The organism is Bacillus sp. 220_BSPC (genome assembly GCF_001054655.1).
Taxonomy (GTDB): Bacteria; Bacillota; Bacilli; order Bacillales; family DSM-1321; genus Peribacillus; species Peribacillus frigoritolerans.
Genome location: NZ_JVPL01000170.1, coordinates 1 through 11055 on the forward strand (window position 1 = coordinate 1; position 11055 = coordinate 11055).

Sequence of the window (11055 nt, forward strand, 5' to 3'; positions counted from 1 at the left end):
CTACCATGAAAATAAGTTTCTTTAAAAATGAAAAATGACAATACTTAAGAAGACCCTACTCAATCGTTTAAAAAAAAGAGGAGAGCGTTAATTAATTAGACTATGGATTAGGGTTGACTGGATTAAGGTCAGTATCAGTATTGACACTTCCTAACCATTTTCATTCTTTGTGGTGAATCGCCGATTTTTGCGATTCATGGATGGCTAACGGGGCAGGTTAGTTCCATAAGAACTTCTATGGCGGCAATCCTCGCCGCCACCATCTACCACGAAAATCTCTTTTAGTAATACGATTAATGGTGTCCGTAAACTTACCCGATGAGTAAACACTTGGATTTACTCCAGCAAAGGCAACCAGTTTTTTCGGATGATTAAACCGAACGATTTCACCAATTTCAGAGATAATCGTGGCTGCAAATTTTTTCTCCTATACCGGGAATCGATTGGATAATCTTATATTCTTCCATTTCATTTGCCAAGGTCACTATACGATCTTCCAAATCAGGAAGGTGTCCCTGGTAATGAAAAAGCAACTCAATATACATACGAAGATTGATTACGTGACTTTCATACACGTTTTTTTTGAAATGGATTTCGAGATGCGGAATCCATCATTTTTTTGATTTTTCCCATGCCCATTCACTCAATCGGCTAGAACAGAACTCTATAACACTCTCTGCAAGTCTACTTTCTCCGGCTGTTAATACCGCCTCTGAAGTAGGATGTTCCTTTAACATCAATAAAGAAACCTTTGAATATAGATCCCCAAAAACCTTCCGGTATTCAGGAAACACTTGATCTAAAATGGTGTGAAACTGAAGTTTAGCTTCCACATACATATTCGTTACGATTTCCTGTTGTGTTGACAAATTCCGAAGGTCTAAAAGCTGAATCCCTCTAATTTTATGAGGTTCACCTTTATAATACAGCACACACAACTGGTACGTAGCGATTGCGTCTGTTTTTACCTTCCATAAACTGGTTTTCTTTTCCTGATAAGAAATAATCGGATTTAGTAAGATATATAGAATTCCTTGTTCCGCCAAGTATTGAATAACGGGAGTATGGTAATGCCCTAGATTCTAAAATGACCATAGGCATCTGCCCTGTCACCTCTTCAACTTCTTTTAGAAAGTCTAAAAAATGATCTAATTCCTCTTTGATAAGCTTCATTGAAAAGCTCTTCCCATACGGTTTAAATTGCCTGAACTTGACTCTCTCCTTTTGCCACATCCAGACCAACAACTGGATTCATTGTTTTTTCCTCCTCTACTTACTAATCAGTACCCCTAGTCCTCCATGTAGTCCCAACCAGCCTCAAACATGTTTCTACAAGTAGGGGCGGACAGTTTATAGTTCACGGGATCAATTTCCACGCACCCGTACGTCCTATCCTGGCTACTGATAGAATAGGTTCTATTAAAAAAGATCAACAGTAATTTTTACTGGCCGACCTTATAATACGAACGCACCTGTTAGTTGAACAAGACTTAAGAATTTAGTTGTTTAAAATTTGTGTTTGTAAACCCAAATACGTCAACGTCTTCATATGGTTCAGCCTGATAGATATGCTGTTTTATTGAACCTTCATTTTTTATTCCAAGTTTTAACATAACTTTGAAGCAGCTGGATTTTTAGATATAGCCATTGCCCATATACGATTAAGGTTTAACTGTTCGAAACCAAATAGAACAATTCTTTGGTTGCTTCTGTAGCATAAGCTAGTTCCCCTTTATTATGTTGCTGATCAACCCGAATTGTCATTCCATCATCAAATAGGTTCCCCTCCTTTTATGTCTATAGATGTTGATTAAAATATAAATTAAAAAGAGGAAATAATTAAAAATTAAATCAGAAAATAAGAAATTGATTAGATTTTAAATCAATATATCAAAAAAACTAGCGGAATTGGCTGTCAATATCTGTGTAGTAAATTGGCGCGAATCTTGCTTAAGTAATATGTAAATTGATACTTTTCAGACGTTATTCAAGAAAAAGGAGTGTTTACATACTTATGAAAAACATGGGGGCGTTCAATATGCTGTAGATAGAAGCCGTTGCAAGTCCGTCTACAATAGTGTTGATAACGTGATGACTTAACGTCGTCCAAAGCTATTAAAGGCTATTATCAGACTGAAATGCACACAAAGCATTGTCAAAAAAAATCAATACAATTGAAGGTAAAGACCTAATAAGCAGAAAATTGATTAAAGCCAAATGATAAAATTTACTGCGAAATTTTAGTGGAATAGGGAGAGAATTGGATGTCGAATTCACCTGAAACAAATGGCATAGATCGTATGAGACCAATCGCTATGAATGAAAGGTCAATGAGTTGGTTCTCTACTTTATTTCTTTGGTTAGGCTCTAATGTTGTAGTAACCACAGTATTTTCTGGCATGCTGTTTGTTCCTGACATGGCATATCCAAAAGCGCTTACAATAATTATAATCGGAACGTTAGTAGGTGGAATACCATTAATTTTAATGGGGAATATAGGGACTCGCACCGGCTTACCCACCATGATATTTGCTCGAGGAGCCTTCGGTCAGCGAGGAGCAGTATTGCCTACAGCCGTGAACACTCTTGTTCTCATCGGCTGGAGTTGGGTACAGGCATACATGGGGGCTCTGAGCCTAAATCAAGCGGTATTTTATTTGACAGGATACACCAATATTAATTTATTTACGATTCTAACTGAAGCGCTAGTTGTTCTATTGGCTATGTACGGCCACCGTGTAATTGAGAGCGCGGAAAAATTTATCGTTAGTTTAATGGTTATACTGGTTGTTATCGTTTTTGGTTATATGTTTATTAAATTTGATGCAGGAAGTTTAATTCAAATGACAACAATTGATAATACGTCCATAACTGCTATAGTGGCATTTGATATTGTAGTTGCAACTGTTTTTTCCTGGATGCTTATGGTAAGTGATCATAATTGCCATTGTAAAACAGAAAAAGGCGGTATGATTGGAACTTATTTTGGGTTTAGTACCGCAACAATTATTGCGATGACACTTGGGGCAACTGTCTCTGGATTTTCACTATTGAATAATATGACACGAACGTATGACCCAACTGTTTTAATCGGAGAATCCAATCCTGTTTTTGGTCTTGTTGCTGCGCTAGTTATCTTCATCTCTGTTGTATCAACGAACACAATGGTTTTATATAGTGCCACGATTTCTTACTTAGCGATTTTTAAGAAACAGCGATTCTGGAAAGTTGCGCTAACAATAGGAATCATTTGTATATGCGGTGCCCTGCTTAAAGATTGGTTACTTTCGAATTTCCAAGGCTTCCTAATAATGATCGGAAGTCTTTTTATACCAGTTGTATCTATTATGTTGACAGATTACTACCTTCTTAAACGCAGCCTGTATGATGCTTCTGAGATTATTTCTGGCGAGAACAAGCTTTACTGGTATCGGAATGGGATTAACTATGTTGCTTATATTTCTTTTATTATCGGAGCTGGATTCTCTTATTACTTTACCTACGTACAACCTCTTTCCATAGGAACTACAATAGTAACCTTCCTGCTTACCTGCGTAGTTTATTCAGGGCTAATGAAAGTTACGGGAAAAATCAGGGTGCAGGAAGAAAGCAAAGAATCTGAAGTCATATAAAAAATAACAAATAAATATGCGACGCAGAAAGGGAGGCATAGTTATGCTTAAAATTGAAAAAATTGTTGATTTATCACTCCAATTAACGAATGATACACCTATTTATCCTGGAGATCCTGAACCGAACATTAGTGTTGCTACAACTCTAGAAATGGACGGGTATAATCTTCTTCATATACATCTTGGTTCACAAACAGGCTCTCATGTAGATGCACCATACCATTTTATTAGTGAGGGCCAACGTATTGATGAATCAGATTTGCGTTTATTTATTGGGATTGGAGTAATAATTCCAGTAACAGAAAAAGGGGAGGAAGAAGCTATTACCCTGAAAGATGTGGAACCTTACTTGGATCAACTCGCTTCTGGAAAAATCGTTTTGTTTTATACAGGTTGGTCACGATATGTAGCGAAGGAATCATTTTTTCGTCATCCTTATGTTCATGAAGATGTTATTCATGAAATGATAAAAAGGGGAATTCGCACATTTTTCATCGATACAATCAATATCGATCGTACAGGTGGTACAGAATTTCCTATCCACGATGCAGTGGCCAAGGTAAACGGAATCATCGCGGAAAATCTAACTAATTTTGGAGCGATAGATTTTCCTAATCCTCTCATCAGCGCTTTTCCTTTACGGATTGTAGGTGCGGATGGTTCACCTGTACGAGCGGTAGCAATGAAAGTTGATTATAAAATCGATACACAAAAAAATTGATAGATAAGGATTCGATCTCCTTACTTTCAAGCTATTAATAAAGATTATCCTCAAATAATGTCAGGTCATAAAAGTATCCTAAGAAGGTAGTAAGTACCTTTATACCAATTTTGGACACTATTACTACACAAGGAAACTTCAGCATGCTATGTTTCAGCTACCGAAGTTGTAGAGGATTTAGCTGATTAATAAATAAATTTTTAGGGAGAGTGCATCATTTGAAAAAACTACTAGAAAAATGCGACCAATTATACATTAACGGACACTGGCTGAAGGGTGAAGGAGAAAAAAGAGTTCTGTCCAATCCAGCTAATGAGGAATTTTTGACTGAAATACACGAAGCGAGTGTTGAACAGGTTGAACTGGCCATACAGGCAGCTTTCGATGCTTTCCGAACAAACGATTGGGCAATCAATAAAGGAAAAAGAATTGAAACTCTGAAAAGAATAGCCCAACGCTTGGAAGACGCAAAAGACGATTTGACTAAATTGGAAGTTATTAATACAGGCAAGCCATATAATGAAGCAAAACTAGACATAGATGATTCAATTGCATGTTTGCGCTATTATGTGGATTTAATAGTTGAAAAGCAGCCAAGGCGTATCAAAATGGAAGATGGGTCTGTCAGTAAAGTTCACAAAGAACCTATCGGTGTCTGTTCGTTAATTGTTCCTTGGAACTTTCCATTTTTACTTGGGATGTGGAAAATAGCACCAGCTCTAGCAGCTGGAAATACAATCGTGTTTAAACCCTCAGAAATAACTCCTTTATCATCAATTCTGTTTACAGAACTGTTAGATCAATGCGATGTGCCGGATGGTGTGTTTAATTTAGTTTTAGGTGCTGGTAAGGGACCCGGTGAAGCTCTGGTGACTAGCGATAAAGTGGATAAAGTCTCATTTACTGGTGGTTCGGAAACTGGAAGAAAAGTTATCGAATTATGTGCTCAATCGTTTAAACGGGTATCTTTAGAGCTTGGCGGAAAATCACCTTTTCTTATTTTTGATGATGTGGATGCTGATTTAGCAGCTGAATTGGCTATTTATGGTGCATTTTTAAATCAAGGGGAGGTTTGTGTGGCCTCTTCCCGATTACTTGTGCATGAAAACCTTTATGAAACATTTTTAGGAAAACTTAATGAAAAGCTTCAAAAATTGAGAATTGGTGACCCATTTGACCAAAATACGGAAATGGGTGCCATTATTTCAAAAGAACATTTGGCCAAAATTGAGCGGTATATTTCCATTGGAAAAGAAGAAGGAGCAACCCTATTATTCGGTGGAGAGCGTTTAAATCGCAAAGGTCTATTTATCACTCCGGCAGTGTTTACGAACGTAAAACAAAATATGAGAATAGTGCAAGAGGAAATATTTGGTCCAGTTGTAACAGTTCAATCTTTCCGCACGGAAAAAGAAGCCATTGAATTAGCAAATGATACGAAATTTGGCCTTGCTGCGGGGATTTTATCTGGTAATCAGGAACGAGCACAAAAAATAGCTGGGGAACTTAAAGCGGGAACGATTTGGATTAACAGCTATCATACACCATACGTGGAAGCGCCTTGGGGAGGGTACAAACAAAGCGGAATTGGGAGAGAGCTTGGCCCAGAAGGATTGGACGGTTTTTTGGAAACAAAACACGTAAATACACAAAAAAGTGTAGAATCACTTGGTTGGTATAAATTTTAGAGGGTTAGAAGTTCTTCAAAAAGAAAGAATACTACTTTATATTTATATTTCATTGCGGTAATACCTATTGAGTGTTACCGCTCTTAAACGCCCTTTCTTCCCCGTTTCTTATGGAACTAACGGGGCAGTTTAGTTGAAGAAAGGTATAAAAAGAATGCGATAGTTTTCATTTTACTTAAAAACTATAAGCTTTAAAAACTAAGCATTCTTATTTTATAAACAATGACATGAATGTAGGCTTTTTTTCATACTTTATTTTGGGGGTGAAAAAATGCCAAGAGTAAGTTACCGAAGTTCGGACATTGACTTAGTAGCAAGGATGATGAGAGCAGAAGCCGAAGGTGAAGGAAAACAGGGAATGTTATATGTTGGAAATGTAGTTGTTAATCGTGTTAAAGCAGATTGTTTAGACTTTAAAGGTATAAGAACAATTTCCCAAGTTATTTATCAAGTACAAGGAGGAAATTTTTCCTTTGAAGCTGTTCAAAAAGGGAATGTATTTTATCAAAGGGCAAGATCTTCTGAAAAAAGATTAGCAAAACAAACTTTGGATTATTGGAGAGAACACCCATCAAAATATGCTCTTTGGTATTTTAATCCATATGGTCCATGCCCTCCAACATGGTACGGTCAACCTGCATCTGGTCAATTTAAAAATCATTGTTATTATGAACCACAACCTGGAACATGTGAAAGTGTTTATACCGGAGGTTAAGCTTACTCTTTGAGTAAGCTTTTTTGCGCATTTTCATAAAATTCACACAAATTAAAATAAAACTTTTAGTAATAGTATTTATCCAAAAAAGTAAGATTGTGAAATATTGTACTTAAACTATCGGGTGCGTTAGCTGAAGATCGGAGCTGTCTTTAAGGCAGCTTTTTCTTATGGAACTAAAGGGGCAGGTTAGTTCAAGAAAACCAATAAAGGTTTGAACACAAGGAAATAAATGTTGCCTATCTCTAAAAATGGGGTGGCCGAAGTAAATAGTACTTTCAATTTAGGGTAAAGACAGGTGATAAGTTTACATAATACTGATTATCATCAGTCAATTTTTAGTGGAAGAAATCAAGCAGGAAATAAGGGAGATCGTTAATTGTTTGAGGCCTTTCAAATTCGTATTGCAAAAGATTCCTGAGATTAGCAGCAGCGTAAACCGCCAAAAGAAATTAATAATATATCTTTGGTGAGAATCAAGCTTAGGATATGATAATAAGTGATTTAACTTTATAACGGTGAAAGATTTCGCACCCCTGTCGAGGATGTTTTTACATTATCTACCTAAGAGATATCGTGATATTAGTGCTACAATTATCTTGAGGTGGTAACTTTGTTTATTTCTCCAATGCTATTGCACAAAACAGAGCAACCCTTCGAGGACGATAATTTCATAACTGAGCTAAAGCTTGATGGAATTCGTTTGATTCTTTCTAAGTTTAATGATCAGATTAAATTGTATACTCGCCACAATAATGAGGTCACATTGAAATTCACCGAACTGCTCCAATTGGATATTCCGAATGGAACTATTCTTGATGGTGAAATAATTGTGACTGATCAACAGGGTAAGCCTGATTTTGAAGCAATTATCTTTATCTTAAACAATTGAAAGAGTGATAGAATAACTGTCTATTCTTTATTTACATATAAACAAAGAAAAACGCACCAGTTTGGTGACAATGCAGTTGTATAATTTGATCTTAAACACAAATGACACCGTTCAAGTAATTGCGAACGGTGTTAAATATTTCCCTATGCTATGCTAATTTTATCAATATCAACTATAAATAAAGGCGTTTAAAAACCGTTCTTAATGAACTAACGCACCCGTTAGTTTAAGTACAATCCTTCACAATCCTGTCCGTAGAATAAACATTTCTAAGTTTTTGTTTACTCGCATAAAAAGGGACGTAAATACTTAAGATTAGCTTAATACACTTAATTTTTTTAAATATACATAACAACTCCAACTTGTACTTCCAAGTTCTATGTTAAAATATCCTGCCACCGAGTATTTAAATAGTTATTTATACTTACGGGGGGACCAGGACACTCCTGCACACTAACCTTGGAAAAAAATAAAACCCTGTATCAAATTTCCAGGCTTGAGACAGGGTGATGAAAGGTCAGTAAATAATATCTCTCCAACCCCAATTAATTATTCAAACATTCCATCTTGGGTTCAGCCCCCAAATCCAGGCGGGGGTTTTTTAATGTATGCTTCTTAATATTTTAGTATAACTGACTATTAGAAAAATGAAAAAATGTAAAGCTTTTCACTGTTGTTTATAGATAAGTATTTATCAGTTGGTACAATCAATCACTAAAAATGAACAGTTATGGTTTTAGATGAATGATAAGAATATGAAAAACATGAGTTATCTGGATGTTACTCTCTTTTTTATCAACTTTATTCCCATTTATAGTCTGATACAAAATTTCTGATTTCTTGTATCGGTATTTTCAAGTTATTAACCATTTGAATAAGTTCAACCCATTCTTTATCAAGTTCTTCCACTGTATCGTTTACCTCCTGACTTACCATTATTATTCCCTTATCAGAATCATGTGGCTCAGCTACCTTTCTCACATCGAGTACCCCTTCTTTTTCTTCATAACCCTGTGATTCTCCATGTAGCAGTTCCCACTTTTCATATAGGCTTTTAGCTTTCTGATAGTCATCGAAATCCACATTTAAATCTTCCTGTAATTTTACTTTTAATTCACGACAAGACTCTTCCCATTCCTCTAAGCTTTCTATATCAAAGAGTTTTGAAAACCTCGGCTTCATACTTTCCCAATGATAATAAATGTGATTAGACCATTCTAACAAATCTTCCCGGTATTGTTTTTGTTCTTCTATTTCCAAAAAACCTCCTCTTTATGATTTCCCCATTTATAATGACCACAATTTTATACTATGTTCCATTACTATCATGGACTAGGCATTAGCCTGAATACTTCCAATATTGCATGTGGTCCTGGTTAACGTACCCACATAAGGAACAATAAATGTCAAATGTACTTTGTTCAATTTTCACCCCCCTTATTGGTTGGTTTTGACTATTTGGGAAAATTGATGTGTTGTTCACTCAAATTTGCACTAAAAATATTCTTGATGGATATATTAAGAATTGTTCTTTATAAAAAATAAAAAAGGAGCTAATGTTATGCAGTTACCCGAAGACTTTAAACATTTATTTGGAATAAATCCAGCTAGGCATAAAACAGAAGGGTTAAGTGTAGATCCATGCTTTTCACAACTCATCATACATAAGGAAATACATGGTAATAAGGTATTCGTGCCATTAGATTTAAAGAGGGTTTGGAATCGTTTATAGCAATAAAATAGAGCACCGTTTGAATACGGTTGCTCTTATATATTTTGTCATTTATTTTTAATTACTTCTGATGGCGGATTTTAAATGTAAAATGTGGATAAATTTTGAAGGTATATAAAGCTCTGTTTTCACCATTCTAAAAGAGTAATAACCTTTTATAAAACAAGGAGGTGTTATTCATGACAGTAATTAATGACGTTAAGACAACTGTTGCCGGTTTAAAAAGTGCTCAGGCTAGCTTTGAAACCTTCTCTCTTGGGACAGACAACGAACAAGCAAAGCAGCTTTACCAAGATGCTGCTAAACAAACTCAATCCGTTATAGACAGCATTGAACCACGTATTCAACAAATCGAACAAGAAGAACCCCAATACAAACAACAATAATGTAAAAGCTAAGAAGGAAGGTTGGTTGAGTGTCAACCAACCTTTTTTACCTTCAATGATAATAAACAAAGGGTGATCTCATGAAAGATAAAATAAACCAATTCATCATTTTTCTTTTATTACTAACTATTATCGGATTAGGTTCAGGTTGTAATAGAAATCCTCAATCCGATGAGGGCCATGAGGATTTAAATATTTCACAGGTACATACAAGCAAGTCAATCGATCAATCCGTGGCGAATCAAGCAAAAAAGATGGTTATCACAGAGGAAGACATTTCGGATGTGAAGGCTGTGAATACGGATAAAGAGCTATTGATAGCGATCAAAGTCGAAAACTTTGATCGTTTTCGATTAAAGAAAATCGAAAAGAGCGTGAAATCAGACTTGGAAAAAGACTATCCAGATCATAAAATCTTGGTTTCGACCGATTCAAAAATGTATTTGGAACTTGATCAATTAGAACAAAAAATCCAAAAGGATAACACAAATCGGAAGGAAGTAGAAAAGGATTTTAATAAAATCAAAAGTCTGATGAAAGAAAAAACCTAAGGAGAAAGAGGAGTCGGACCATGTCGAATAAACAAAAGAAACAATTGACACCTGTTCAACAAGAATATCAAGGGATTCAAAAACATCGAGAAACAAAAAGACCAGTGGTTAAAAATTGCATAAAAGCATTTTTAACAGGAGGCCTTATTTGTCTGATCGGACAGCTCATTTCTGCCTTTTATATTTATTATTTTGATTTTACGGACCAAACAGCTGGAAATCCAACCGTAGGGACTTTAGTTTTTATTACGATGCTTCTTACAGGTTTCGGGGTCTATGATCGTATGGCTCAATTTGGCGGGGCTGGGACGGCTGTACCGGTTACTGGTTTCGGCAATGCCGTCATTTCTGCAGCGATTGAACACCGAACTGAAGGGTTCGTATTAGGGGTAGGCGGTAATATGTTTAAACTCGCAGGATCGGTTATTCTATTTGGCGTCTTTTCGGCGTTTGTCATTGCCTTGATTAAAACAATTCTTATACAGTGGGGTGGTTTGTGATGTTAGAAGGTCATCGTACATGGGTCTTCGAACAAAAGCCCGTGATTATTTCTACAGGTACAGTCGGAGGGCCATTTGAAGCAGATGGAGCTATCGCGGAAGATTTTGATCTTCTGCATGCCGATTTATGGCTTAATCAGGATTCCTATGAAAAAGCTCATAAAATAATTTTTGAAGAAGCTTGTCAAAAAGCCATGGAAAAAGGCGGAATTCAAAAGGAACAGGTTCAGTTTCTCCT

8 protein-coding genes and 3 pseudogenes are annotated in these 11055 nt (G+C 36.0%); 9 read left to right on the forward strand and 2 right to left on the reverse strand.

Features of this window, described 5'->3' with window-relative positions; translation table 11 throughout:
* Positions 1–277: 277 nt before the first annotated feature.
* Positions 278–1255: pseudogene (locus tag ADA55_RS31370) on the reverse strand (IS110 family transposase); the annotation flags it as partial.
* Between the two features lie 1009 nt (positions 1256–2264).
* Here ADA55_RS31370 and ADA55_RS11560 point away from each other — a divergent pair.
* From ADA55_RS11560 to ADA55_RS11580, 5 genes and pseudogenes are all read left to right on the forward strand, one after another.
* On the forward strand, positions 2265–3632 hold the full coding sequence (locus ADA55_RS11560; RefSeq protein WP_048683776.1) for a purine-cytosine permease family protein: 1368 nt from the start codon (positions 2265–2267) through the stop codon (positions 3630–3632).
* Positions 3633–3675: 43 nt separating this feature from the next.
* Positions 3676–4353 carry a cyclase family protein gene (locus ADA55_RS11565; protein ID WP_048683782.1) on the forward strand — a complete coding sequence of 226 codons (678 nt, stop codon included), beginning with the start codon at positions 3676–3678 and terminating at the stop codon, positions 4351–4353.
* A gap of 218 nt (positions 4354–4571) precedes the next feature.
* On the forward strand, positions 4572–6041 hold the full coding sequence (locus ADA55_RS11570) for an aldehyde dehydrogenase family protein (RefSeq protein WP_048683785.1): 1470 nt from the start codon (positions 4572–4574) through the stop codon (positions 6039–6041).
* Between the two features lie 271 nt (positions 6042–6312).
* Positions 6313–6756: a cell wall hydrolase gene (locus tag ADA55_RS11575; protein ID WP_048683788.1), complete on the forward strand. Its 444-nt coding sequence runs from the start codon at positions 6313–6315 to the stop codon at positions 6754–6756.
* A gap of 613 nt (positions 6757–7369) precedes the next feature.
* A pseudogene (locus ADA55_RS11580) lies at positions 7370–7630 on the forward strand (ATP-dependent DNA ligase); the annotation flags it as partial.
* Positions 7631–8449: 819 nt separating this feature from the next.
* Here ADA55_RS11580 and ADA55_RS11585 read toward each other — a convergent pair.
* On the reverse strand, positions 8450–8908 hold the full coding sequence (locus ADA55_RS11585) for a hypothetical protein (protein WP_048683791.1): 459 nt from the start codon (positions 8906–8908) through the stop codon (positions 8450–8452).
* A gap of 651 nt (positions 8909–9559) precedes the next feature.
* Here ADA55_RS11585 and ADA55_RS11590 point away from each other — a divergent pair.
* The 4 genes and pseudogenes from ADA55_RS11590 to ADA55_RS11605 form a co-directional block, all read left to right on the forward strand.
* Complete coding sequence (locus tag ADA55_RS11590) at positions 9560–9766, forward strand: DUF1657 domain-containing protein (RefSeq protein WP_048683800.1); 207 nt, start codon at positions 9560–9562, stop codon at positions 9764–9766.
* Between the two features lie 80 nt (positions 9767–9846).
* Positions 9847–10317 carry a YhcN/YlaJ family sporulation lipoprotein gene (locus ADA55_RS11595; RefSeq protein WP_048683802.1) on the forward strand — a complete coding sequence of 157 codons (471 nt, stop codon included), beginning with the start codon at positions 9847–9849 and terminating at the stop codon, positions 10315–10317.
* A gap of 20 nt (positions 10318–10337) precedes the next feature.
* Positions 10338–10817 carry a stage V sporulation protein AC gene (gene spoVAC / locus ADA55_RS11600; RefSeq protein ID WP_048683806.1) on the forward strand — a complete coding sequence of 160 codons (480 nt, stop codon included), beginning with the start codon at positions 10338–10340 and terminating at the stop codon, positions 10815–10817.
* Positions 10817–11055 (forward strand): annotated as a pseudogene (locus tag ADA55_RS11605) (stage V sporulation protein AD); the annotation flags it as partial. The gene spoVAC and the pseudogene ADA55_RS11605, both read left to right, overlap by 1 nt.

What these genes read in the sequence shown, in the direction of transcription:
- spoVAC (WP_048683806.1), top strand. Translation starts at nt 10,338, where the DNA reads ATGTCGAATAAACAAAAGAAACAATTGACACCTGTTCAACAAGAATAT.
- ADA55_RS11560 (WP_048683776.1), top strand. Translation starts at nt 2,265, where the DNA reads ATGTCGAATTCACCTGAAACAAATGGCATAGATCGTATGAGACCAATC.
- ADA55_RS11590 (WP_048683800.1), top strand. Translation starts at nt 9,560, where the DNA reads ATGACAGTAATTAATGACGTTAAGACAACTGTTGCCGGTTTAAAAAGT.
- ADA55_RS11575 (WP_048683788.1), top strand. Translation starts at nt 6,313, where the DNA reads ATGCCAAGAGTAAGTTACCGAAGTTCGGACATTGACTTAGTAGCAAGG.
- ADA55_RS11565 (WP_048683782.1), top strand. Translation starts at nt 3,676, where the DNA reads ATGCTTAAAATTGAAAAAATTGTTGATTTATCACTCCAATTAACGAAT.
- ADA55_RS11595 (WP_048683802.1), top strand. Translation starts at nt 9,847, where the DNA reads ATGAAAGATAAAATAAACCAATTCATCATTTTTCTTTTATTACTAACT.